The organism is Amycolatopsis sp. NPDC104863 (genome assembly GCF_055582965.1).
In genome coordinates, this window is sequence record NZ_JBVJOW010000001.1 from 417,582 (window position 1) to 439,525 (window position 21,944).

General features: G+C 72.7%; 25 protein-coding genes. 7 read left to right on the forward strand and 18 right to left on the reverse strand.

Features of this window, described 5'->3' with window-relative positions:
• Window positions 1-34: 34 nt before the first annotated feature.
• Entirely contained in the window at window positions 35-739 is a 705-nt protein-coding gene (locus ACZ63J_RS01935; RefSeq protein ID WP_465407951.1) for an alpha/beta fold hydrolase, read from the forward strand.
• A 93-nt stretch (window positions 740-832) separates the two neighbouring features.
• Here ACZ63J_RS01935 and ACZ63J_RS01940 read toward each other — a convergent pair whose 3' ends face one another.
• Genes ACZ63J_RS01940 through ACZ63J_RS01975 form a run of 8 tightly spaced genes read right to left on the reverse strand, consistent with a single transcriptional unit; the run spans window position 833 to window position 7,849 of the window.
• Entirely contained in the window at window positions 833-1,165 is a 333-nt protein-coding gene (locus ACZ63J_RS01940) for a hypothetical protein (RefSeq protein WP_465407949.1), read from the reverse strand.
• A gap of 28 nt (window positions 1,166-1,193) precedes the next feature.
• Window positions 1,194-2,150, reverse strand: coding sequence for an NAD(P)H-dependent flavin oxidoreductase (locus ACZ63J_RS01945; RefSeq protein ID WP_465407948.1), 957 nt, complete (start codon window positions 2,148-2,150; stop codon window positions 1,194-1,196).
• Window positions 2,147-3,727, reverse strand: coding sequence for an AMP-binding protein (locus ACZ63J_RS01950; protein WP_465407946.1), 1,581 nt, complete (start codon window positions 3,725-3,727; stop codon window positions 2,147-2,149). The genes ACZ63J_RS01945 and ACZ63J_RS01950 overlap by 4 nt, the downstream gene beginning before the upstream one ends.
• Window positions 3,724-4,476: an enoyl-CoA hydratase/isomerase family protein gene (locus ACZ63J_RS01955; RefSeq protein ID WP_465407944.1), complete on the reverse strand. Its 753-nt coding sequence runs from the start codon at window positions 4,474-4,476 to the stop codon at window positions 3,724-3,726. The genes ACZ63J_RS01950 and ACZ63J_RS01955 overlap by 4 nt, the downstream gene beginning before the upstream one ends.
• A complete protein-coding gene (locus tag ACZ63J_RS01960) occupies window positions 4,473-5,663 on the reverse strand; it encodes a CaiB/BaiF CoA transferase family protein (RefSeq protein ID WP_465407942.1) in 1,191 nt (396 codons plus the stop codon). The genes ACZ63J_RS01955 and ACZ63J_RS01960 overlap by 4 nt, the downstream gene beginning before the upstream one ends.
• A complete protein-coding gene (locus ACZ63J_RS01965) occupies window positions 5,660-6,379 on the reverse strand; it encodes an enoyl-CoA hydratase/isomerase family protein (protein ID WP_465407940.1) in 720 nt (239 codons plus the stop codon). Before ACZ63J_RS01965 ends, ACZ63J_RS01960 begins: the two co-directional genes overlap by 4 nt.
• Window positions 6,376-7,305: a hydroxymethylglutaryl-CoA lyase gene (locus ACZ63J_RS01970; protein WP_465407938.1), complete on the reverse strand. Its 930-nt coding sequence runs from the start codon at window positions 7,303-7,305 to the stop codon at window positions 6,376-6,378. Before ACZ63J_RS01970 ends, ACZ63J_RS01965 begins: the two co-directional genes overlap by 4 nt.
• 52 nt (window positions 7,306-7,357) lie before the next feature.
• Window positions 7,358-7,849 (reverse strand): MarR family winged helix-turn-helix transcriptional regulator, encoded by a 492-nt coding sequence (locus ACZ63J_RS01975; protein WP_465407936.1) that lies wholly within the window; start codon window positions 7,847-7,849, stop codon window positions 7,358-7,360.
• Between the two features lie 98 nt (window positions 7,850-7,947).
• Here ACZ63J_RS01975 and ACZ63J_RS01980 point away from each other — a divergent pair, with 98 nt between their 5' ends.
• Entirely contained in the window at window positions 7,948-9,291 is a 1,344-nt protein-coding gene (locus ACZ63J_RS01980) for an MFS transporter (RefSeq protein ID WP_465407933.1), read from the forward strand.
• A 9-nt stretch (window positions 9,292-9,300) separates the two neighbouring features.
• Window positions 9,301-10,371, forward strand: coding sequence for a WD40 repeat domain-containing protein (locus ACZ63J_RS01985; protein ID WP_465407931.1), 1,071 nt, complete (start codon window positions 9,301-9,303; stop codon window positions 10,369-10,371).
• Here the strand turns inward: ACZ63J_RS01985 and ACZ63J_RS01990 are convergent.
• The gene (locus tag ACZ63J_RS01990; protein ID WP_465407929.1) at window positions 10,360-11,238 is read right to left on the reverse strand and encodes an RNA polymerase sigma-70 factor; all 879 of its coding nucleotides are present in this window, start codon (window positions 11,236-11,238) and stop codon (window positions 10,360-10,362) included. The genes ACZ63J_RS01985 and ACZ63J_RS01990 overlap by 12 nt on opposite strands.
• Before the next feature lie 146 nt (window positions 11,239-11,384).
• On the opposite strand from ACZ63J_RS01990, the gene ACZ63J_RS01995 reads away from it, so the two are divergent.
• Window positions 11,385-11,858 (forward strand): carboxymuconolactone decarboxylase family protein, encoded by a 474-nt coding sequence (locus ACZ63J_RS01995; RefSeq protein ID WP_465314561.1) that lies wholly within the window; start codon window positions 11,385-11,387, stop codon window positions 11,856-11,858.
• Between the two features lie 31 nt (window positions 11,859-11,889).
• Window positions 11,890-12,507 (forward strand): class I SAM-dependent methyltransferase, encoded by a 618-nt coding sequence (locus tag ACZ63J_RS02000; RefSeq protein ID WP_465407927.1) that lies wholly within the window; start codon window positions 11,890-11,892, stop codon window positions 12,505-12,507.
• On the opposite strand, the gene ACZ63J_RS02005 is transcribed toward ACZ63J_RS02000, so the two are convergent.
• From ACZ63J_RS02005 to ACZ63J_RS02015, 3 genes are all read right to left on the reverse strand, one after another.
• Window positions 12,461-13,018 carry a sigma factor-like helix-turn-helix DNA-binding protein gene (locus ACZ63J_RS02005; RefSeq protein ID WP_465407925.1) on the reverse strand — a complete coding sequence of 186 codons (558 nt, stop codon included), beginning with the start codon at window positions 13,016-13,018 and terminating at the stop codon, window positions 12,461-12,463. The genes ACZ63J_RS02000 and ACZ63J_RS02005 overlap by 47 nt on opposite strands.
• Complete coding sequence (locus tag ACZ63J_RS02010; protein WP_465407923.1) at window positions 13,015-13,239, reverse strand: hypothetical protein; 225 nt, start codon at window positions 13,237-13,239, stop codon at window positions 13,015-13,017. Before ACZ63J_RS02010 ends, ACZ63J_RS02005 begins: the two co-directional genes overlap by 4 nt.
• A gap of 245 nt (window positions 13,240-13,484) precedes the next feature.
• On the reverse strand, window positions 13,485-14,126 hold the full coding sequence (locus tag ACZ63J_RS02015; protein WP_465407921.1) for an HAD family hydrolase: 642 nt from the start codon (window positions 14,124-14,126) through the stop codon (window positions 13,485-13,487).
• 86 nt (window positions 14,127-14,212) lie between these two features.
• Here ACZ63J_RS02015 and ACZ63J_RS02020 point away from each other — a divergent pair, with 86 nt between their 5' ends.
• Together ACZ63J_RS02020 and ACZ63J_RS02025 are read left to right on the forward strand one after the other, a co-directional pair.
• Window positions 14,213-14,935, forward strand: a complete 723-nt coding sequence (locus tag ACZ63J_RS02020) for an ATP-binding protein (RefSeq protein WP_465407919.1) — start codon at window positions 14,213-14,215, stop codon at window positions 14,933-14,935.
• Window positions 14,936-15,113: 178 nt separating this feature from the next.
• Complete coding sequence (locus ACZ63J_RS02025; RefSeq protein WP_465407917.1) at window positions 15,114-15,527, forward strand: hypothetical protein; 414 nt, start codon at window positions 15,114-15,116, stop codon at window positions 15,525-15,527.
• On the opposite strand, the gene ACZ63J_RS02030 is transcribed toward ACZ63J_RS02025, so the two are convergent.
• Genes ACZ63J_RS02030 through ACZ63J_RS02055 form a run of 6 tightly spaced genes read right to left on the reverse strand, consistent with a single transcriptional unit; the run spans window position 15,518 to window position 21,764 of the window.
• Window positions 15,518-15,718, reverse strand: a complete 201-nt coding sequence (locus tag ACZ63J_RS02030; protein ID WP_465339233.1) for a DUF2188 domain-containing protein — start codon at window positions 15,716-15,718, stop codon at window positions 15,518-15,520. The genes ACZ63J_RS02025 and ACZ63J_RS02030 overlap by 10 nt on opposite strands.
• A 36-nt stretch (window positions 15,719-15,754) precedes the next feature.
• Window positions 15,755-16,621: a 4-hydroxyphenyl-beta-ketoacyl-CoA hydrolase gene (couO, locus tag ACZ63J_RS02035; RefSeq protein WP_465339234.1), complete on the reverse strand. Its 867-nt coding sequence runs from the start codon at window positions 16,619-16,621 to the stop codon at window positions 15,755-15,757.
• A 13-nt stretch (window positions 16,622-16,634) separates the two neighbouring features.
• Window positions 16,635-17,522, reverse strand: a complete 888-nt coding sequence (locus ACZ63J_RS02040; protein ID WP_465407915.1) for a 3-hydroxyacyl-CoA dehydrogenase NAD-binding domain-containing protein — start codon at window positions 17,520-17,522, stop codon at window positions 16,635-16,637.
• On the reverse strand, window positions 17,519-19,438 hold the full coding sequence (locus ACZ63J_RS02045; protein WP_465407913.1) for an acetoacetate--CoA ligase: 1,920 nt from the start codon (window positions 19,436-19,438) through the stop codon (window positions 17,519-17,521). Before ACZ63J_RS02045 ends, ACZ63J_RS02040 begins: the two co-directional genes overlap by 4 nt.
• Window positions 19,435-20,211: a crotonase/enoyl-CoA hydratase family protein gene (locus ACZ63J_RS02050; protein WP_465407911.1), complete on the reverse strand. Its 777-nt coding sequence runs from the start codon at window positions 20,209-20,211 to the stop codon at window positions 19,435-19,437. The genes ACZ63J_RS02045 and ACZ63J_RS02050 overlap by 4 nt, the downstream gene beginning before the upstream one ends.
• Window positions 20,208-21,764, reverse strand: a complete 1,557-nt coding sequence (locus ACZ63J_RS02055; protein WP_465407909.1) for an acyl-CoA synthetase — start codon at window positions 21,762-21,764, stop codon at window positions 20,208-20,210. The genes ACZ63J_RS02050 and ACZ63J_RS02055 overlap by 4 nt, the downstream gene beginning before the upstream one ends.
• Between the last annotated feature and the right edge of the window lie 180 nt (window positions 21,765-21,944).

Genomic DNA, 21,944 nt, shown 5'->3' on the forward strand with positions numbered 1-21,944 from the left:
AGAAAGACCGATCATTCTCTCTAAGGAGCCAGCCATGAGCAAGCCCACCGTCGTCCTGGTCCACGGCGCGTTCGCCGACTCCTCCAGCTGGACCGGCGTCGTCTCGAAGCTGCAGGAACAGGGCTATCCCGTAGTCGCGGTGGCCAACCCGCTGCGCGGCGTGGAGTCCGACGCCGCGTACGTCGCCGACGTCGTCAAGGGTGTCGAAGGCCCGGTCGTCCTGGCCGGCCACTCCTACGGCGGCGCGCTGATCACGCGGGCGGCGACCGAGACGCCGAACGTCCGGGCGCTGGTCTACATCGCCGCATTCCAGCCCGACGCGGGAGAGAGCGTCTTCGAGCTGTCCGGCCGCTACCCGGGCGCCAAGCTCGGCCCGGAGACCACGAACGTCCTGGTCCACAACGGCGAGCCCGAGCTGTCCATCAAGCCGGCCGACTTCGCCGAGGTCTTCGCGGCCGACGTCCCGGCGGCCACCGCGGCGGTCCTGGCGGTCACCCAGCGCCCGGTCGCGCAGCAGGCCTTGGCCGCCCCGTTCGAAGGCACCCCGGCGTGGACGAAGCTGCCCTCGTGGACGCTGGTGGCCAACCAGGACAACGCGATCCCGGCCCAGGCCCAGCAGTTCATGGCCGAGCGCGCGTCCTCGACGGTCCGGCACATCGACGCCTCGCACGCGGTGGCGGTGTCGCAGCCGGAGGTGGTCGCGGAGGTCATCGTGGCGGCGGCGACCGCGACGGAGTGAGCGCTCCTAGGCCGCTTCGACGCCGTGCGACGCCAGCTCGGCGCGGAGCGGCCCCGCCGTCGAGGATCAGCTCGGCGAAGCGAAACGCCGGGGTCACCGCACCGCGAGGAACCAGTCGGCGGTCATCCCGACGGCGTAGACCACAACGGCGACCGGGAGGCTCAGCCACCGGGTGACGCGCTGCCGGATCAGCACCGCGCCCACCAGCCAGGCCAGGAGGATCGCCGCGAGCCAGCCGAGGAGGGGCAGCCAGAAGACGATGTGCGGCCCGGCCTCGGTGCACGGGAAGACGGTCTCGTCCGGCTCGCACGAGCCGGTGCTTGCCGCCGCCGCGGAGCCGAACCAGTACGCGCCCGCCCCGCCGAGCACCGCGAGGAACCAGCACGTCACGGCGAACCCGATCCGATGGGGCGGTTGTTCGAGCACGCCCGACAGTATCGCCGCGGTGTGACGTTCAGGTGATCGGCGGGAGGCCGGCGCGTGCCGCCCGGTACTCCCGGACGATCCGGGCCACGATCTCCGCCGCCGGGAGGACCTCGTCGACGAGCCCGGCGGACTGGCCGGCCTCCAGTTTGCCCTCCGCGACGTCGCCGTGCAGGGCGGCGTCGCGCAGGGTCGACGCCTGGAACGTCTTCCGCCGCAACGCTTCCTCGGCGCCGGACGCCTCGAGCGCGAGCATCCGCGCCGTGAAGTCGTTGTCCAGGGCGCGGATGACCCCGAGGCCGTGGCCCACCGTGCGGGTCGTGTCGACCCCGGCGTCGACCACCGCCTGCTTGTAGGCGTCGTGCACGGAGGACTCCGTGCTGGCCAGGAACCGCGTGCCGAACTGGGCCGCGCCCGCGCCGAGGGCGAGCACCGCCGCCAGGCCCGCGCCGTCCGCGATGCCGCCGGACGCGATCAGGGGCACGTCGACCGCGCGCGCCACCGCTCGCACCAGCACCGACGTCGCGACCATCGCGGGCGGCGGGTGCCCGCCGGCCTCGGCGCCGACGACGACCAGGCCGTCGACGCCGGCCGAGGCGGCTTTGCGGGCGTGGGAAACCCCGGCCACCACGTGCAGGCAGCGTGTCCCGGCGTCGTGGAACCGGCCGAGGTACCGCCGTGGGCCGCCCTGCGACGCGATCAGCACCGGCGGCTCGTGCCGCAGCACCAGGTCGATCACCTCGTCCACCCCGGCGCGGTACAGCGGGAGGTTGACCGCCCACGGCTTGTCCGTGCCCGCGGCCACCTCCGTCAGCACGCGGTCCAGGTCGGGCAGCCGCATCGGGCCCGCCGCCACCACGCCGAGCCCGCCCGCGTCCGACACCGCCAGTGGCAGCGCGGCACACGACGACGCCCACGACATGCCCGCCTGGACGATCGGCAGGTCGATCCCCAGCAGCCGGGTCACCGGCGTTTCGATGCGCGTCACGCCCGCTCCAGCAGCGACCGGGCGTGCGCGGCCAGCCGGTTCTTCTGCACCTTCGAGCTGGCGGTCATCCCGATGCCCTCGAAGCCGTCGACGATCCGCAGGTGCCGAGGCACCTTGAAGCCCGCCATCCGCGACCGCGCCCAGACCAGCAGCTCGTCTTCCGTGACCTCCGGGGAGGTCACGACGACAAACGCGAACGGCACCTCCACCAGCCGCGCGTCCGGGACGCCGACGACCGCCGCCTGCCGGACCAGCGGATGCCGGTGCAGGGTGTCCTCGATGTCGGCGGGCGCGACGTTCTCGCCGCCGACGCGGATGATGTCCTTGGTGCGGCCGGTGAAGTGGAACCGGCCGGTCTCGTCGAGCAGGCCGACGTCGCCGGTGGCCAGCCAGCCGTCGGCGTCGATCGTCTCGGCCGTCTTCACCGGGTCGTCGAGGTAGCCCACCATCACGTTCCAGCCGCGCACCAGCACCGAACCCGGCTCACCGGGGCCGCAGTCGCGGTCTTCGCCGAGCGCGCGGATCCGCACCTCGACGCCGGGCTGCACGGCCATCGCGCCGGAGGTCCGGACTTCCGCCGGCTCCCACCACGCCGACTGCGCGACGTTCGGCGAGGCTTCGGAAAGGCCATATCCCGCAACACATTCGTGCGCGCCGAGCTCGGTGACGACCCGCTGGATCACGGTCGGCGACGCCGCCACCCACGCGCCGCGCAGCGACAGCCGGCGCTGCGCGCGAGTGGGATGGTTGAGCAGCAGCAGCGCGATGGTGTCGTTGCCGGAGAAGTGCGTGCAGCGCTCGGTTTCCAGCAGCCGCAACGCTTCCTCGGGCTCGAACTTCGGCATCGTCACCAGCGTGGTCGCGTGCTGGAGCGACGCGAGCACGGACAGCGTGCTGCCGGCGACGTGGAAGAACGGCCGAGCGGAGTGGAACCGGTCGCCCGCGCGCAGGCCCATCCGCGCGCCGGAGAAGAACGCGTCCGCGCACATGCTGCGGTGGGTGAGCAGCACGCCCTTCGGCCGTGCCGTCGTCCCGGAGGTGTACTGCACGAGCAGGACGTCGTCCGGCGAAGCGGCGGGCGGCGGGACCTCGTCCCCGGCGGCGAGGAACTCGTCCCACGCCACGGCGGACGAAGGGACGTCGTCGCCGAGCACGACGACCGTTTCCAGCGCGGGCAGGGACGCGGTGTCGAGCTCCCGCAGCATCGCGGCGAAGTCCACATTGAGCACCCGGGAGGCGACGAACAGGGTCCGCACCCGCGCGTGTGCGAGTGTGTAGTGCACTTCTTCGGCGGTGAACCGGGTGTTGACCGGCACGGCGACCGCGCCCGCCGCCCCGATCGCCAGGAACAGCGCGACCCAGCCGGGGGTGTTGCCGAGGCAGATCCCGACGCGGTCCCCGCGGCCGACGCCGGCGGCGGCCAGCCCGGCCCGGATCCGCGAGACCCGCGCGGCCAGCTCGCCGAAGGTGACCCGCTCCGAGGCCGTGACGACGGCTTCGACGTCCGGCGCGAGCAGGGCCGCGCGGGCCAGGACCTCGTGGGTCGTCAGCGGGCAGGCGGTGCGCAGGTCGGTCATCGCGGTTCTCCGTTCCCGGCGGCGAAGCGGGCGACGCCGTCGCGCCAGCCGCCGTCGGCGAGGCACTGCTCGATGGCGGCCAGCTCGATCCGGATCCCGCGGTCGAGGTCGGTCTCCGAGCCGAGGTCGACCGCGCGCTTGGTCAGCGAGATCGCCAGCGGTGGCGCCTTCGTGATGCTCGCGGCCGTCTCCTCGCCGGCCGCGCGCAGCTCGTCAGCCGGGACAACCCGGGTGACGACACCCAGATCGGCGGCCTCTTCGGCGTCGAGCGCGCGGTTGGTGAACAACAGCTCCTTGGCCCGGCGCTTGCCGATGGCACGCTGCAGGCGCTGGGTCGCGCCGACGGTGCCCCAGTGCGGCTCGGGGAACCGGAAGATCGTCCCCGACGCGGCCAGCGAGAAGTCGGCGGCCAGGGTGATCTCTCCACCCGAGCCGACCACGGCGCCCTGGACCAGCGCGACCACCGGCACCCGGCACTGCTCGATGGCGGCGTACGCGGCGAAGGCGGCGACGCGCCGGCGTCGCACCCAGGCGGCGTCCTTGCCGGTGCGCTCCTTGAGGTCGGCGCCCGCGCAGAACACCGGCCCGCGCCCGCTCAGCAGCACCACCCGGACGTCGTCGCCGAGCGACTCGAACGCTTCGCGAAGCTGGTGGCACATTGGCAGGTCGAGGGCGTTGCGGGCGTCGGGGCGGGTCAGCTCGACCCGGGCGATCCCGGCTTCGACGGAGACGGACACGCGCTCGGTCATCGGATCACTCCCGCGGCCCGCAGGCCCTCGATCTCGTCGGCGCCGAGGCCCAGCTCCGCCAGGACGTCGTCGGTGTCGGCGCCCAGCAGCGGCGGCACACCGGGCGCCGGGGCCTGTCCGGCAGTCTCGCGCAACGGCGTCCGCAGCGCCGGGAACGTCCCCTCCGACGGGTGGGTGAACTCGCCCACGACGCCGCGCGCGACGGCGTGCGGATCGGCCAGGGCTTCCCGCACCGACCGGACCGCGCCGGCGGGGACGTCGGCCGCCCGCAGTTCCTTCACCAGGGGGTCGCGGTCGTGCTGCGCGATTGCCCCGCGCAGCGCCTTCATGACCCGAGCGCGCTGCTCGACGCGGCCGGAGTTGGTCGCCAGCAAGGGATCCACGGCCAGGTCGCCGAGCCCGAGGACCGTGCACAGCGGCCCCCAGTGCTGGTCGCTGCCGCTGATGTGCAGCCACTCGCCGTCCCCGGCCTGGAACGCCGCCGACGGGACCCGGCCGGGGTGCTCGGTGCCGGTCCGCACCGGGTCCTCACCGAGTGCGAAGAGCCGGGCCGCGTTGAGCGCGTGCAGGCTGAGCTGGACGTCCATCATGGACACGTCGAGATGGCGGCCGCGGCCCGACACCGTGCGCCCGGCCAGCCCGGTCAGCACGGCGATGACCACCCAGAGCCCGGACGTCAGGTCCGCCACCGGAACGCCGGTCTTCGACGGCGGCCCGGCCGGCTCGCCGGTCATCGCCATCACGCCGGACAGCGCCTGGAACACCGTGTCGTAGCCCTTGCGCTCGCGGTCCGGGCCGGTCTGCCCGAACCCGGTGGCCGACACGTAGACGAGCCCGGGGTTCGCCGCGGCGAGGTCCGCGTACCCGAGGCCGAGGCGGTCCATCGCTCCCGGCAGGAAGTTCTCGACGACCACGTCGACGTCCGCGGCCAGCCGCCGGGCGACCTCCTGGCCGCGCGGGTCCTTGAGGTCGAGCGTCACGGACTTCTTGCCGCGGTTGAAAGCGAAGAAGTACGCGCTTTCGCCGTGGGGCAGGCGGGGTTCGAAGCCACGGGTCTCGTCGCCGGTCCCCGGGCGTTCGACCTTGACGACGGTGGCGCCGAGCTCGGCGAGCACCTGGGTCGCCAGGGGAGCGGCGAGGACACGGGAGAAGTCGAGGACCCTGGTCCCGGACAGCGGGCCGGTCATCCGCGGAACCCCCGCATCAGCGCGTTGACGTCCTGGCCGGCGCGCATCGCGGCGTCCGTCGGCAGGTCGGCGACGCGGTAGAAGAGGTCCTTCGCGGCGGCGATCGCGCGCGGCTCGACCTTCGCCCAGTGTTCGGCGATCTCCAGGGCCGCGGGCAGCACGTCGTCCGGCGGAACGACGCGGTTGACCAGGCCGTGCTCGAACGCCTCGGCGGCGGTGAGGAGGCGTCCGGTGCTGACCAGCTCGAACGCCAGCTTGCGGCCGAGGTGCCGGACGAGCCCGGTCATCACCAGCGCCGGGACGATCGAGTGCTTCAGCTCGGGATAGCCGAACTTGAGGTCGGTCCCGGCGACGACCATGTCGGCGCCGAGCGCCAGCCCGGCGCCGCCGCCGACCGCCGCGCCGCGCACGGCCGCGACCACCGGGACGCGCAGCTCGCGGGCCTGGACCTGCAGTTTCGCGGTGAGCGCGGCGCGGTCCAGGACCGCGTCGGCATTGTCGGGCGTGAGGGAGGAGAACTCGCTGAGGTCGGCTCCGGCGCAGAAGCCGCGGCCGGCGCCGGTGAGCACCACCGCGCGCACCTCGCGATCGGCGTCCGCGGCGGTGAACGCCTCGCTCAGAGCGCGGGTGAGGGCCGTGTCGAGGGCGTTGAGCTTCTCGGGCCGGTTCAGGGTCAGGACGCGGACGGGTCCGTGGTCCTCGACGATGACGGTCACGGGTTCTCCTGGTTCAGGGTCGGGGTGAAGCCGGCGCGGGCGACCATGCTGTGCAGCGGGCGGCCGAGGGCGTCTTCGCAGGCGGCCGAAGCCTTCGCGAGCAGGTCGAGGTCGATCCCGGTGTCGACGCCCATCGCGGCGAACAGGCTGACCAGGTCTTCCGTGCAGACGTTGCCGGTCAGCCCGGCGCCGTACTCGATGCCGCCGGGGTGCCCGCCGACGCCGCCCATCGCGGTGTCGAAGTTCCGGCAGCCCGCGTCGAGGGCCGCGACGGCGTTGGTGACGCCGGTGCCGCGGGTGTTGTGGAAGTGCGCGACGACCGGCACCTCGGAGCCCAGCCGCGCGAACAGGGCCCGGACCGAGGGCGGCGTCGCGACGCCGGTCGTGTCGCCCAGGGTGACCAGGTCCGCGCCGAGGCCGGCGAACCGCGCGACGTCCTCGGCGACTCGCCCGGGGTCGACCGCGCCTTCGAACGGGCAGCCGAACGCCACGGAGACGACTCCGACCAGCTTGAACCGGCCGCCGGCGAGCCGGACCATCTCTTCGACCCGCTCCCACTGCCCGGCTCTCGACGTCCGGAGGTTGCGTTCGGTGTGGCTTTCGCTGGCCGAGACCAGCAGGCTCAGCTCCTCGGCGCCGTGGCCGGCGTCGAGGTCGGCGAGGGCGCGCTGCACCGCGCGCGGGTTCGGGCAGGTCGCCTTGAACGTGATGCCCGGGTGACGCCGGATCTTCGTCAGGACCTCGGAAGCGTCCGAGAAGCCGGGAACGTGCGAAGGGTGGCTGTAGCTCGTCGCCTCGATGCGCCGGAACCCCGCGTCCGCGAAGGCGTCCAGCAGCGCGACCTTCGTCGCGGTCGGCACGAACTCCGGCTCGTGCTGCAGCCCGTCGCGGGCGAAGCACTCGCAGATCGTGACGGCGTCGGGCATCGGGCCACCTCCTGTTCGGTGGCTCCAGAACTACGCGGCTCTGTTGATAAAGTCAACAGTCGTCGGTGGCGGCGTGGGCGCGCTCACGTTCCTCCACGGCCAGGGCGAGGTCAGCCAGCTTGTCGAGCGCGCCGCTCAGCACGGCCGTCTCTTCGGGACTCAGTGCCGCCAGGAACTCCGCGTCCCGCTCGTTCGCCGCCGCGATCAGCCCGCGGTAGACGCGGGTGCCCTCGCTGGTCAGGGCGAGCTGCGACGTGCGACCCGAGCCGGCCGTCCGGTCGACCAGGTCGCGCTCGGTCAGCCGGCTGACCACTCGGCTCATCTGCGCTTTGTCCAGCCCGGCCCGGCGCGCGAGGCGGTTGAGGGTCAGGGTGGGGTCGGCGGCGATGAGTGCGATCGCCCGCCATTCGCCGAGGCTGACGTCGAACTCGCGCCGGTACCGCAGCGCGGCGCTGCGCGACATCGCCGACGACGTGCGGGAGAGCCGGTAGGAGAGGAGTCCGGAGATGGGCACCAGGTCTCGGCCGTCCGCGCGTTCCGCCATGCCGGTCATCGTAGCCGTTGCCGATCCGGTGTTGACAAACACAACACCGGATGCGGAGACTGCACCGCACGCCCCGCCTGACGAAGGAGTCGAGCAGCATGGCCGAACCCCCCGCCGTCACCGGACGGCCCGCACCTTCGGTGGCCGGCGTCGACCGCGCGTCGACGTACCGGACCATCGCGCTGCGGGTCATGCCGCTGCTCGTGATCTGCTACGTCGTCAGCTTCGTCGACCGCACCAACATCGGCATCGCGCAGCAGGGCCTCAAGCGTGACCTCGGGTTCGGCTCGGCCGTCTACGGACTCGGCGTCACGCTGTTCTTCGTCGGGTTCATCCTCTTCGAGGTCCCCAGCAACGCCCTGCTCGCGAAGATCGGCGCCCGCAAGACCCTGGTCCGGATCATGGCCACCTGGGGCGTCGTCACGATCGTCACGTTGTTCGTGCGGGACGAAACCACGTTCTACATCGCCCGGTTCCTGCTCGGCGTGGCCGAAGCGGGCTTCTTCCCCGGCGCGCTCTACCTGCTGTCACGCTGGTTCCCGTCCGCGCGCCGGACGCGGATGACCGCGGTGTTCTTCATCGGCGTCCCGGTTTCCGGCGTGCTCGGTTCGGTGGTGTCCGGCTGGATCATGCACTCGCTCGGCGGGGTCGCCGGGCTGGCCGACTGGCAGTGGCTGTTCCTCATCGAGGGGATCCCGCCGATCCTGCTCGCCGTGCTGGTGGCGTTCTTCCTCGCCGACGAGCCGGCGCAGGCGAAGTGGCTGACCCCGGCGCAGAAGGCCGCGGTCGAGGCCGACCTCGAAGCCGACCGGCTTTCCAAGGGCGACGCGCCGGAGCGCCACGGCGGCATGCTCTCGGCGTTGCGCGACCCTAAGGTCTGGATCCTCGGCCTGTGCGCCTGCGGCGCCTACACGCTGGCCAACGCCGTGTCGTACTGGACACCGCGGATCATCGCCGAAGCCGGTGTCGGCGACGTGCTGAACCTGGGCTTCTTCTCGGCGATCCCGCCGCTGCTCGGCATCGTCGTGATGCTGGTGGTGGGCCGCCACTCCGACCGCACGCTGGAGCGGCGGTGGCACGCGGCGGTGAGCTGGCTGGTGGCCGCGGCCGCGATGCTGGCGCTGGCCTTCGCCGGCAGCAGCGTCCTGGTGGTGGTGCTCCTGCTCGCGGTGATGGCGGCGGCCCACTACTCGGGCCTGACCGTGTTCTACTCGATCCCGTCGATCTACCTGAGCGACCGCGCCGCCGCGACGGGCATCGCGGTGGTGACCTCGATGGGCTCGTTCGCGGCCGCGGCGTCGCCGTCCCTGCTGGGCTTCATCCAGGCGGCGACCGGCAGCCTTTCGCTCGGCCTGGTGATCAGCTCCGGCATCGTGCTGCTCGCGGTGGCCGTGCTGCTGGTGGGCGTGAAAGCGAAGGACCTCAAGGAGAAACACCGCTAGGTTGGCGGGGTGACCCTCGAGACGACGGCCCGCGTTCCGGCCGGGCACCCGGTCGAACGCGTGCTGGCCCACCCGCGGCTGCCCCTGCTCGCCTGCCTCGACGGCGACCGCCCGGCGGTGCACGTTCTCGACCACGAGGGCGGTCTGCTCGCCACAATCGGCGCCGACACCGCCGCCTACGACGCCGCCAAGCCGTGGGAACGGCACTGGCGGACTCCCGCGGCGGCCTGGCATCCCGGCGAACCCGAGCTGGTGGTGGCGAACGAGGAGGGCACCCGGCGGTGGACCCCGGCCGGGGTGTCCACTGTGGACTCCTCGACGTACCACAGCCTGGCGTTCGCGCCGGACGGCCGGGCGCTGTGGGCGTCGCCGTCGTCGAGCGAGGAGCCGACCGCCTGGAACCGGTCCGACGTCCTCGACCTCGGGTCCGGCGCGCTCACCGCCGGGCCGCGGTGGGACACCGGCGTGGCCGCACACCCCGCCGGGGGACTGCTGGCCACACTGCGCAGTGACCAGGGCGCCACCCTCGTCGTGTTCGCCGAGCCCGGCGCGGGGACCGGGGTCCGCAGCCGGGCGCTGATCCTCGACGTCGACGGTTACGGGCCGCCGATGTTCAGCCCGGACGGGCGGTACCTCGCGATCACCGGCAACGCCTACGAGGACCTGCTTCAGGTGTTCGAATTCCCGTCGCTGCGCCGGGTCCTGGCGACGGACCCCGGCCCGCGGCGGGCGGTCGCGTTCGGCGCCGGCGCGCTGTGGATCGGCGCGGCGGACGGGACGCTCCTCGGAATCGACCTCGACGGCGGGACGACCGTCGAGCACACCGTGTCCGGCTCGCCGGTGACCGCACTGGCCGCCACCGGGACGGGCGGGCTGGTCGCCGCCGCGGGGGACGAGCTGGTGGTGCTCGGCGAGGCGGCCGCCGAGCCCGATCCCGGTGCCGCGCTGGTGGCCGAGTTCCTGGCGGCGACCACCGAGGTGTCCGATGAGGACGACCTGGAGCAGGTGCCGGCCGCGCTCGACCCGGAGCCGACCTGGCTGCGGCTGCGGGCGGCGCTCGACGCGCGGTCAGCGCCGTAGCGTCGTCTCCGCTTCCAGCCGTGACAGCTTCTCGGGGTTGCGCACGGCGTACAGCCCGGTGATGAGCCCTTCGTCGAGGCGCACGGCCAGCACGGTGTCGACCGCGCCCTCGATGCGGAGGATCAGTGCCGGGTAACCGTTGACGTCGGCCGCCCGCAGCGAGCCCGCGGCGAAGTTGCGGACGCCCGCGGTCAGCGCACGCGCGACCTCGTCCGCCCCGACGACCGGCTGCAGCACCGCCTGCACGATGCCCCCGCCGTCACCGAGGAACACGACGTCCGGCGCGAGGATGTCGAGCAGCTGCCGCAGGTCGCCGGTCTCCACCGCGTGCTGGAACGCCGCGAGCGCGTCCCGGGTCGCGGCCGGGGAGACGGCGCCGCGCGGCCGGCGCGCCGCAACGTGCGAGCGGGCCCGGTGGGCGATCTGGCGGACCGCGGCCGGGCTCTTGCCGACGGTTGCGGCGATTTCCTCGTAGGCCAGGTCGAACACCTCGCGCAGCACGAAGACCGCCCGTTCGGCCGGGGTGAGCGTCTCGAGCACCAGCAGCATCGCCATCGACACGCTGTCGGCCAGCTCGACGTCCTCGGCGACGTCGGGCGCGGTCAGCAGCGGCTCGGGCAGCCACGGGCCGACGTAGGACTCCTTGCGGCGGCCGAGCGTCCGCAGCCGCATCAGTGCCTGGCGCGTGGTGATCCGGACGAGGTAGGCGCGCTGGTCGCGCACGTCGGCGAGGGTCACGCCCGTCCAGCGCAGCCAGGTCTCCTGCAGGACGTCCTCGGCGTCGGCGGCCGAGCCGAGCAGCTGGTAGGCGACGGTGAAGAGCAGGTTGCGGTGCGCGAGGAACGCGTCGGTGGCGGGGTCGGCCATGGGGTGGCTCCTCTTCGGGTCGTCGCGGAGTTTCCCATCAGATGCCGGCGGCGCGCGCGGTGTGACGGTGACGGTCGTCACTGTCACGGAACCGGGGTGGCCCGGCATCTCGTGGTCGTCAAGTTCCCGATGAATGAGGACGAACCATGGAACCCCGTTTCACCCTGACCGACAACGAGATCGGCCTCAAGTTCGCCAAGCGGTTCGGCACGGCGAGCCAGGCGATCGTCCAGTCGTCGCTGCCGAAGGTCGTCCAGGAGCTGGTGTCGCTGCGCGTCAGCCAGATCAACGGCTGCGGCTGGTGCGTCGACGTCCACACGAAGGAGCTCGCCGGCGCCGGTGAGCCGGCGGTCCGGATCAACCTGGTCGCCGCCTGGCGCGAGGCCACGGTGTTCACCGAGGACGAGCGGGCCGCGCTGGCACTCGCCGAGGAGGGCACCCGCATCGCCGACGCCGCCCCCGGCGTCTCCGACGACACGTGGGCGCGGGTGCGCAAGCACTTCGACGACGACCGGACCGCGGCGCTGGTCGCGCTGGTCGCCCAGATGAACGCGGCCAACCGGCTCGGCGTGATCCTGCACCAGCAGGGCGGCTCGTACGAGCTCGGCATGTTCGGCTGACGGCTCCCCGGCGTGGTTGGCTGGGGGGGGCATGACGAAGGCCGAGCGGTGGCGGCGGTACTGGGACCGCAAGTCCGGCAGTTACGACGCGGAGATGGGCGTCTGGGACCGCCGCCTCTTCGGCGACTCACGGGAATGGGCCTGCGCGCAGGCCTCGGGCGAGGTGCTGGAGGTCGCCGTCGGCACGGGGCTGAACCTGCCGTTCTACCCGGCCGAGGTGAAGCTCACCGGCCTCGACCTCAGCGCGGGAATGCTGGCGCTGGCCCGTGCGCGGGCGGCCGAGCTCGATCGCCCGGTGACGTTGCGGGAGGGGAGTGCGCACGCGCTCCCGTTCCCGGACGCGTCGTTCGACACGGTGCTGTGCACGTTCGGCCTGTGCGCGATCCCGGACCCGGCGACGGCGGTGGCGGAGATGACGCGCGTCCTGCGCCCGGACGGGCGGTTGATCTTGGTCGACCACGTGGTGTCGTCGGTGTGGCCGGTCCGGGTGATGCAGTGGCTGGTGGAGCTGGCAAGCGTGCCACTGGCAGGCGAGCACTTCCGCCGGCGGCCGCTGAAGCTGGTCGAGGCGATGGGGCTGGCCGTGGAGCGGCGGGAGCGGTTCAAGCTGGGGTTGGTCGAGCGGCTGGTGGCCCGGAAGGCCGGCTGAGCCGCCGCTGCCGATACGACGCCTGCCGGCACGCGTTGGAGCAGTAACGCCGAGGCCGCCCGAGATCAGACGCGGCGGACCGTGTCGGCGTGACCGGGCACGGGCACACCGAGCAGAGCGCGGATCCCGTGGCCAGCTCGAAGTACCCGTGCCGCTCGCACAGGCCGACGTCCGAAGCTTCGGTGCCGCCCATGATCAGGGCCCGTATCCGGTCCGGCACCGCCGCCTGCTCCGAGTCGACGTAGTCACGCAAGACCCGCGAACGGCTGGGGTGGCGGATTCGCCGGAAGGCGTCGGCTTCGCGGCGGAGGACCTGGGCGACGGGAAGATAGAGCATCAACGAGACTTCGGCACGGGACCGGGGAACGCCGTCCCGCAGGCCGTACCGCAGGATGATGATCTCGGCCTCGTCGGGCGGAAGGGTCCGGAGCACGGACTCGAGCTGCTCGAGAGCGAGGACCGCGGTGACGTGCCGGCTCCCGTCGAGCACGGTCACCCGCCGACGCGTCACGGCCGTGCCTCCTCTTCGTCGTCTTCAGTATCGCCGGTGGGCAGGCTTTTGCGGTCGCGCCGACCGGCTCGGTTGCTCAGCCGGCGGAACACCTTCGTGGCTTCGGTGAAGATCTGGGGCACGTCTTCGGGTCTGGCCTGGCACAGCGCCACGATCGCCACGACGCCGAAGATGACGATGAGCAACAGCATCGGGGACAGGTAGACGAGCAGCGTCAGCAAGGTGACCTCCGGGCACGGCAAAACCGCCGGGGGAGCGGGACCCGGCGGAACTGGAAAAGGGCAACAAAAAAGGCCCCGACCAGAGTGGCGGGGCCTGCGGGCACAGTCGTGCCCGATCGGAGGTCAGGTTAACACAGTCGAAAACAGCCCTGCCAGTACAGGGTGGTGCACACTTGCCCCGAATCTTCCCAGGTCAACTCTGCCCGGCGAGGGTTGCCGCCTAGTACACCTACTTTCGTAACGCGTCAGCTGAACAGCTTCGCCAGCGGGCTCTCGTCCAACCCGCCGAGCAGCGCGGCAGCGTCGTCATAGGTCGCGATCGCCCCGGCCTCGAGCAGCTCCGCCGCACTCACCCCACCCGACAACAGCGACACCGTCCGCATCCCGGCCTTCGTCGCCGAGTGGACGTCCCAAACCGCGTCCCCGACGAAGATCGTGTCCTCCGGCGATGTTCCCGCGCTCTCCAACGCCGCCATCACCGGTTCCGGATCCGGCTTGGTCGCCGAGACGTCCGCGCCCGACACGATGCCCGACACCACGTCGTCGACGTCCAGCACCCGGCGCAGCTCCTTCAGCTCGTCCGCCCCCGCTGACGTCGCCAGCACCACGCGCACCCCGCGCTCGGCCAACGTCCGGATCAGCGCGGGCGCGTCTTCGAACGGCCGCAGCAGGGAAGCCGTCTCCAGGTAGAAGCGGCTGTGCAGCTCTTTGGCCTCGTCGCCGATGCGGTCGGCGTCGGCGTCACCCAGCAGAGTGCTCAGCAGCTTGCCCGACCCCTTGCCGATCGCCCGGTGGACGCGCCACAAGTCGACGTCGAACAGGACCGCGGTGCTGATGGCCGTCGCCTCCAGATCGGAACGGACCCAGCGGATACCCCACGCCGGCACCGCCGAAACGACCGTGTTTGAGCGGTTCCGAACCGGATATCCGACCGGGTGGCCGGGTTTTCCGGCCTCGAGGAGGTTGGTCACCGATGCTTGCCCGGCGGAATTCGGTGTGGGTCGTTCCCCACCACGGCGTGACGACGACAGCCTCGGTCACGGGGGTGCTCGACCGGACCACCTACCCGCAGGTCCGCGACGGCCTGCTGAAGATCGCGGCCGAGGCGGCCGACGGCTTGCTGCTCGACATCCGCGAGCTCGAAATCACCGATCCCGAGCTGGCGGGGGTCTTCCTGCTCGTGGCGTTGCGGGTCGGGGACTGGCCGGCCGTTCCCGTCGCCGTCGTCACCGGACGGCCGGAACACCGGGCGGCGCTGGACCGGCGCCTGCTCGTCCACCCGGACGTCCCCACGGCGGAAGCCGCGCTGGCCCGGCCCGTGCGGCGGCTGGCCGCGCGGCTGCTCGCCCGGTCGCCGTTCGCCTCGGCGCGCGCTCGCCGGTTCGTGCGGGGGACCTGCGTCGAGTGGCAGGTGCCCGAGCTGGCCGAAGACGCCGAGCTGGTCGCGACCGAGCTCGTCGAGAACGCCCTGCGGCACACCGATTCGGTGCCGCGGCTGCGGCTCGACCTGCGCCGCGGACGGCTGAGCGTCGAGGTGGCCGACGAAAGCACGCGCCCGGCCGTGCTGCGCGAAGGGCTCGACATGATCGAGACGGGGCTGGGCCTGCGGATGGTCACGAAGGTCTCCCGGATGTGGGGGAGCAGCCGCGCCTGGTCCGGCGGCAAGACCGTCTGGGCCGTGCTGGCCCGCGGGTGAGGGACGTGCGTCACGTCCGGGAACACCACCGCTTTCCGCGCGTTGTAACGGATGTCCGCTTCCGCTCGCAGGTAACCCCCAGCCTTCGCCGAGCGGGAGCGGATTTTTTGTCCACAGTGGAATCCGGTTGTCGGCGCCGACGGCGGGTATCCGGTCCTCTTCGCCGGAGGAGACCGCCATGGCCCACCCGCTGCCGTGCCGAGCGCTGTTCGAACTGCTGACCTATGACGGCCAGGTGACCCATCCAGCGCTCTTCCTGCAGCCGGACGACCCGTTCGACCACCTGAACCTCTTCCGGCTGCTCGTCCCGGCCGGACTCACGCTGCCCGCGCCGTGGGAGTGGCGCAGCGGGCTCTGGCCGTTCAGCGTCCAGTGCCGCCTCGAGCTCAGCGGTGACCCGGAGACGGCGACGGTGCTGGCGCACGACCGGTCCGTGACCGCCGGCCGGCCCCCGGCGGCGTGGACCGAGCTCGCCCGGAGCGCGGGCCGGGTGCTCCTGGTCCTGCTGCCGCCGGACGACGACTTCGAGGAGATCACCGTGCCGGCCCGGCGCGGGGCGTGGCTCGCCGGCAGCGTCGAGGTTCAGCGGTAGTCGCGTTCGGTCTCGACGTCGCCCTCCGGCGTGTGGACCACGTGCCCGACCCGCCGCTTCTTCGCGATCAGCCGGCCCGAGAGCACGGCGTCGGTGCGCCGCGGCGAGGTGTTGGACGCGCGCACGCCACCCTCGACGCGGTTCTTCCAGAGCCCGTCTTCGAAGTAGGTGTGCACGTCACCTTCGGCCATACCGCCCGGATGCCCGCGGACGGACCGGGCAAACGTTCAGGCCAGCCCGAGCACCCGGACGGCGTTGTCCTTGAGGATCAGCGGCCGCACCTCGTCCTTCATCTCGAGCGCGGCGAAGTCGGCGAGCCACCGGTCCGGGGTGATCACCGGGAAGTCCGAGCCGAACAGCACTTTCCGCTTCAGCAGCGTGTTCGCGGCGCGGACCAGCTGCGGCGGGAAGTACTTCGGCGACCAGCCGGACAGGTCGATGTAGACGTTCGCCTTGTGCGTCGCGACCGAAATCGCCTCGTCCTGCCACGGCACCGACGGGTGCGCCAGGATGACCGTCAGCTCCGGGAAGTCGGCGGCGACGTCGTCGAGCAGCATCGGGTTCGAGTACCGCAGCTTGATGCCGTGCCCGCCCGGCAGGCCCGCGCCGATCCCGGTCTGCCCGGTGTGGAACAGCGCCGGCACACCGAGCTCGGCGATCGCTTCGTACAGCGGGTAGTGGCGGACGTCGTTCGGTTCGAACGCCTGCAGGCTCGGGTGGAACTTGAACCCGCGCACGCCGTGCTCGGTGACCAGCCGCCGCGCGCGGTGCACGGCGGCCTTCCCGGCGTGCGGGTCGACCGAGCCGAACGGGATGAGCACGTCTGGGTGCTCGGCGGCCGCGTCGGCGATCTCCTCGCTCGACAGCGCGGGGTGCCCGGTCGCGGCCGGCGCTTCCACCGTGAAGACGACCGCGGCCAGCTTCCGGGCCCGGTAGTGCTCGGCGATCGTGGCGACCGTCGGCGTGCGGTCCTGGCCGGCGTGGAAGTACTTCGCGGACGCGTCCAGCAGGTCCTGGTCGAGCGCGAAGCAGCCGTGGCCGTCCTGCTCGACGTGGGTGTGGACGTCGATGGCGGTCAGTGCGGAAAGGTCCATGGGAGCTCCGGCTTCAGGGCAGGTCGGGCTGCGCGGCCTTGGCGGCCAGCAGGCGGTCGAGGACGGCGTCGCGCGCGGCGACGAGGGAACGTTCGTCGGCGCCGGCCAGCTCGGCGTCGACCCCGGCGACGAGCGTCTCGGCGAGCTCCGGGGTCAGGTGGACGCGGCCGAGGTCACGCCACCACTCTTCGGTGGGCGGCCCGAGGTGGCGCAGGACGTGCGCCAGCCCGCCCGCGCCGCCGGACAGGTGCTGGTTCAGGAACGGGCCGAGCACGGCCCAGCGCAGGCCGGGCCCGTACGCGATCGCCGTGTCGATGTCGGCGACCGTCGCGACCCCGCGTTCGACCAGCGAGTAGGCCTCCTGCCACAGCGCGGCCTGCAGCCGGTTCGCGACGTGCCCGGGCAGCTCGCGCGACAACCGGATCGGCCGCTTCCCGACCGAGGTGTAGAACTCCACGGCCTGGTCGACGACCTCGGACGCGGTGTCGCGGCCCGGCACGACCTCGACGAGCGGGATCAGGTGCGGCGGGTTGAACGGGTGCCCGATCACAACTCGCTCGGGATGGTGCGCGCAGCCGCGCGCGATGACGCTCGGCAGCAGCCCGGACGAGCTGCTCGCCAGGACCACGTCCGGCCGCGCGGCTTCGTCGAGGACGGCGAACAGCGCGTGCTTGACGTCTTCGCGCTCAGGACCGTTTTCCTGCACGAAGTCCGCGGCGGCGGCCGCTTCACCGGCGTCGGCGGTGAACCGCAGCCGATCCGTGCCTTCGAGCGCCCTGCGCAGCCGCTCTTCGGCATCGGGCGCCGGATCGGTCGCGACGACGTCGAGGCCGTGCGCGAGGAACAGCCTCGCCCAGCTCACGCCGATGACGCCGGTGCCGACCACCGCGACGGTGCTCACGAGAGCGCCCCGAAGGAGTCGAGGGCGGTCGGATCGGCCAGCACGTCCCGGCCGACGACGTCCTCGGCCCGGGCGCCGAGCAGGAGTTTCTTCACCGGCAGCTCCAGCTTCTTCCCGGTGCGGTTGCGGGGGACCACCGGGACGGCGGTGATCGTGTCCGGCACGTGCCGCGGCGACAGCGCGTCGCGCAACGCCGTGACGATCTTGCGGCGCAAGGGATCGCCGAGGACCGCGTCGTCCCTGAGCACTACGTAGAGCCGCAGGTCGCCGTTGCCGCCCGCGGGGTCTTCGAGGTGCACGACGAGCGAGTCGTCGATCTCCGGCAGCTCCTCGACGACGGCGTAGAACTCGGCGGTGCCGAGCCGGACGCCGCCGCGGTTGAGGGTGGCGTCCGAGCGGCCGGTGATGACGCAGCCGCCGCCGGGGGCGAACCGGATCCAGTCGCCGTGGCGCCAGACGCCGGGATAGGTGCCGAAGTACGTTTCGCGATAGCGCGAACCCGTGGTGTCGCCCCAGAACCCGACCGGCATGGACGGCATCGGGGCGGTGATGACCAGCTCGCCGAGCTCCCCGGTCACTTCGGCGCCGTGCTCGTCGAACGCCTTCGCGGCGACGCCGAGGCAGGGCCCGGAGATCTCGCCGGCCAGCACCGGTTGCAGCGGGCCGCCCTGGACGATCCCGCTGCACACGTCCGTGCCGCCGCTGCCGACGTTGAGCAGCACGTCCGGTCCGAAGACCTCCCGCACCCAGTGGTAGCCCTCGGCCGGGAGCGGGCTGCCCGCCGCGCCGATCTGCCGGAGCGCGGTCAGGTCGTACGACGCGGCCGGGTCGAGGCCCGCCTTCCGGCACGCCATCAGGAAGCCCGGGCTCGCGCCCATCAGCGTCGCGCGGGTCTCGGCGGCGAGCCGCCACTGCCAGGCCAGGTCCGGGTGCAGCGGGTGGCCGTCGACGAGCACGATCGACGCGCCGGTGAGCAGCCCCGACACGAGCGCGTTCCACATCATCCAGGCGGTGGTGGAGAACCACAGCATCCGGTCGCCCGGGCGCAGGTCCCAGCTCAGGCAGTGGTTCTTCAGGTGCTCCAGCAGGAGCCCGCCGTGGCCGTGCACGATCGCCTTCGGCTTGCCGGTGGTGCCCGAGGAGAACAGCACGCACAGCGGGTGCGCGAAGCCGACCGGCTCGAACCCGGGCGCGCTCTCGGTGAGCAGGTCGCTCCAGGCGAGCGTGCCCGGGAGGTCGTGGTCGCCGTAGGGGACGTGGACGACGTGCTCGACGGTGGGCAGGCCGGCGCGGATCTCGGCGACCTCGGCGCGGCGGTCGACGTCCTTGCTCCCGTAGCGGTAGCCGGCCACGGTGAGCAGGACCCGCGGTTCGATCTGGCCGAACCGGTCGACCACCGAGCGGGCGCCGAACTCGGGCGCGCAGGAGGCCCAGACCGCGCCCAGGCCGGCGACCGCGAGATGGGCGACGACGGTCTCGGGGATGTTCGGCAGGTACGCCACGACCCGGTCGCCGCGGCCGACGCCGAGCCGGATCAGCCCGGCGCGGGCCCGCGCGACCTGGTCGCGCAGCTGCCCCCACGTCAGCTCGACGCGGTCCCGGGTCTGCGAATACGCGATGACGGCGACTTCGTCGGCAGGACCGCCGAGCGCGTGCTCGGCGTAGTTGAGGGTCGCGCCGGGGAACCACTCCGCGCCCGGCATCCGCCGGTCCGGCAGGACACCCGAAGCGGGGGAGTGGAAGCGGACGCCGAAGAAGTCCTTGATCGACGTCCAGAAGCCGTCGAGGTCGGTCACCGACCAGTGGTGTAGCGCGGCGTAGTCGTCGAAGACGTGGCCGCGGGCGGCCAGCCAGGTCAGGTAGCGGCCGATCTCGGTGGTCTCGCGGACGTCGGGGGCGACCGGGCGCAGGATCATCGGCCCACCTTCCCGCCGCGGCCGTCCAGGAACGCCCGCATCCGTTCCTTCGCCTCGCCGCTGCCACTGGCGACCGCGGCCATCAGCGACTCCATCAGGTAGCCCTCGGCCGGGTTGGCCTCGGCGATGCGCGGCAGCGCCTGCAGCACGGCGAAGTTCGTGACCGGCGAGTTCGCGGCGATCCGCCGGGCCAGGCCGAGCGCGTGCTCGAAGCCGTCGTCGACGCGGTAGTGCGACAACCCGGCGGCGTGGCCTTCGTCGGCGTCGAGGACCCGGCCGGTGAGCATCAGGTCGGCCATCCGGTGCGCGCCGATCAGCCGTGGCACCCGCACCGACGCCCCGCCGCCGACGAACAGTCCGCGTTGCCCCTCCGGCAGCGCGTAGAACGCCGACGGCTCGGCGACGCGGATGTGTGCGGCCGCCGCCAGTTCCAGCCCGCCGCCGACCACCGCGCCGCGGAGCACGGCGACCACCGGGACGCGCCCGCGTTCGAGCCGCTCGAAGGCGCGGTGCCACATCATCGAGTGCTCCAGGCCCTCGAAGACGTCGCGCTCGGTCAGCTCGGAAAGGTCGAGCCCGGCGGAGAAGTGGTCACCGTCCGCGGCGAGCACCACGGCCTTGACGCCCGGCGGCGGCGCGCCGAAGAACGCTTCGAGGCCGAGGACGGTGGCGTCGTCGAGCGCGTTGCGCTTCGCCGGGCGCGAGAGCCACAGCACGGCGACGTCGTCCTTCAGCTCCAGGCGCAGGGAAGGGGGCAGGAGAGCGGTGGTCATGCGGGTCCGTTCGGGAAGGTTTCGGCGGCGCGGGCGCGCAGTTCCACGCGGCGGATCTTGCCGGTGGCGTTGCGCGGCAGCGCCTCGGTGAACTGCACGTGCTTCGGGACCTTGAAGCGGGCGAGGTGCCGCTCGAGGTGGGCGCGGAACGCCGGCGCGTCCAGCCGCGCGCCGGGCCGCAGGACGACGTAGGCGGCGCCGACCTCGCCCCAGCGTTCGTCGGCCACCCCCACGACGGCGCACGCGTCGACCTCGTCGAGCCGGAGCGCGGCCGCCTCCACCTCGGCGGGGTAGACGTTCTCCCCGCCGGAGATGATCAGGTCCTTGACCCGGTCGACGACGTGGGCCCAGCCGTCCTCGTCGACGCGGACGACGTCACCGCTGCGGAACCACTCGTCGCCGGCGAAGCTCGCGGCCGACTCCTCGGGCCGGCGCCAGTAGCCGCCGAAGACGTGCGGGCCGCGCACCAGCAGCTCGGCGGGCGAGCCGCCCAGCGGTTCCGGCGTGCCGTCCGGGCCGAGTGCGGCCACGTCGGTGAAGAAGTGCGGCACCCCGGCGGCGACCGGGTGGTCGAGCGTGCCCTCATGAGTGGCCATGGAGACGCCCGGCGCGGCTTCGGTCATGCCGTAGCCCTGCAGGAGCTTCACCCCGCGGTCGAGCCAGGCGCGGGCGACGCGTTCGGCGACCGGCGAGCCGCCGTAGAGCACGCAGGTGAGCGAGCCGAGCTCCGTGCGGCCCCAGTCTTCGTGCCGGCACAGCATTTCCAGCATCGTGGGGACGGCGGAGAAGCTCGTGATCCCGGCTTCGCCGATCCGGCGGAGGACCGCGCCGGGTTCGAACTTCGCGACCGGCTCGACGCTGCCGCCCTTGAACAGCGTGGGCAGCGTGATCTGGCCCAGCCCGACGCAGTGGAACAGCGGCGCGATGCACAGCGCCTTGTCGGTGCCCAGGACGTCGAGGTGGGCGAGCTGGTTGACGGTGTTCCAGGTGAGGTTCCCGTGGGTGAGCACCGCCGCCTTCGGCCGTCCGGTGGTGCCGGAGGTGTAGAGCAGGAGGCAGGGATCCTCCAGCCGGACCCCGGCCGACGGCGGGGTGCCGCCCGCCGCGAGCTCCGCCTCGAAGTCCAGACCGCCCGCCGGGCTCGTCGCCAGGACGTGCCGCACGGTCTCCGGCAGCGGACCGGCGTCGCGCACGAGCGGGTCGGTGTCCGGGCTGTGCACGAGCACCGAGGCGCCGCTGTCGTCGAGCATGTACCGGACTTCCGTGCCGGAGAGCCGGTAGTTGAGCGGGACGAACAGGGCGCCGCAGCGGGCGGTGGCGAAGAGCGTCTCGAACACGGTCAAGGCGTTGACGCCGAGGTAGGCCACGCGGTCGCCGGGGCGGACGCCGAGCCGGGTCAGCGCGCCGGCCAGCCGCTCGACGCGGTCGGCGAGCCCGGCGTACGTCAACGTGCGGTCCGGTCCGACGAGTGCGGGGCGGCCGGGGGAGATCCGGGCCCGCCGCGCGGGCCAGCTGCCCAGGCCGAAGTCGGCCGGGCCGGGGGAGCGGGTCACGGCAGTCGCCTCCTTCACGCCGGTGACAGGGTTCCTGTTGCCACACCGGGAGTTCCCTCGCGTTCGCGGCGGAGCTCCGGAAGACTAGATATAAGGAACCCTGATACGTGTCAGGATGCGCAAGGCCGGCGTCGCTGTCAAGGGACGCCGGAGTTCACCCGGCCGGGTGGTTTGGCGCAG

Coding starts and splice junctions, on each gene's coding strand:
- ACZ63J_RS01995 (WP_465314561.1), top strand. CDS start 11,385: ATGGAACCCCGTTTCACCCTGACCGACAACGAGATCGGCCTCAAGTTC.
- ACZ63J_RS01935 (WP_465407951.1), top strand. CDS start 35: ATGAGCAAGCCCACCGTCGTCCTGGTCCACGGCGCGTTCGCCGACTCC.
- ACZ63J_RS01980 (WP_465407933.1), top strand. CDS start 7,948: ATGGCCGAACCCCCCGCCGTCACCGGACGGCCCGCACCTTCGGTGGCC.
- ACZ63J_RS02045 (WP_465407913.1), bottom strand. CDS start 19,438: ATGATCCTGCGCCCGGTCGCCCCCGACGTCCGCGAGACCACCGAGATC.
- ACZ63J_RS01970 (WP_465407938.1), bottom strand. CDS start 7,305: ATGCCCGACGCCGTCACGATCTGCGAGTGCTTCGCCCGCGACGGGCTG.
- ACZ63J_RS01955 (WP_465407944.1), bottom strand. CDS start 4,476: ATGACCGAGCGCGTGTCCGTCTCCGTCGAAGCCGGGATCGCCCGGGTC.
- ACZ63J_RS02020 (WP_465407919.1), top strand. CDS start 14,213: ATGCTTGCCCGGCGGAATTCGGTGTGGGTCGTTCCCCACCACGGCGTG.
- ACZ63J_RS02030 (WP_465339233.1), bottom strand. CDS start 15,718: ATGGCCGAAGGTGACGTGCACACCTACTTCGAAGACGGGCTCTGGAAG.
- ACZ63J_RS01990 (WP_465407929.1), bottom strand. CDS start 11,238: ATGGCCGACCCCGCCACCGACGCGTTCCTCGCGCACCGCAACCTGCTC.
- ACZ63J_RS01950 (WP_465407946.1), bottom strand. CDS start 3,727: ATGACCGACCTGCGCACCGCCTGCCCGCTGACGACCCACGAGGTCCTG.
- ACZ63J_RS01975 (WP_465407936.1), bottom strand. CDS start 7,849: ATGGCGGAACGCGCGGACGGCCGAGACCTGGTGCCCATCTCCGGACTC.
- ACZ63J_RS02025 (WP_465407917.1), top strand. CDS start 15,114: ATGGCCCACCCGCTGCCGTGCCGAGCGCTGTTCGAACTGCTGACCTAT.
- ACZ63J_RS01960 (WP_465407942.1), bottom strand. CDS start 5,663: ATGACCGGCCCGCTGTCCGGGACCAGGGTCCTCGACTTCTCCCGTGTC.
- ACZ63J_RS02000 (WP_465407927.1), top strand. CDS start 11,890: ATGACGAAGGCCGAGCGGTGGCGGCGGTACTGGGACCGCAAGTCCGGC.
- ACZ63J_RS02050 (WP_465407911.1), bottom strand. CDS start 20,211: ATGACCACCGCTCTCCTGCCCCCTTCCCTGCGCCTGGAGCTGAAGGAC.
- couO (WP_465339234.1), bottom strand. CDS start 16,621: ATGGACCTTTCCGCACTGACCGCCATCGACGTCCACACCCACGTCGAG.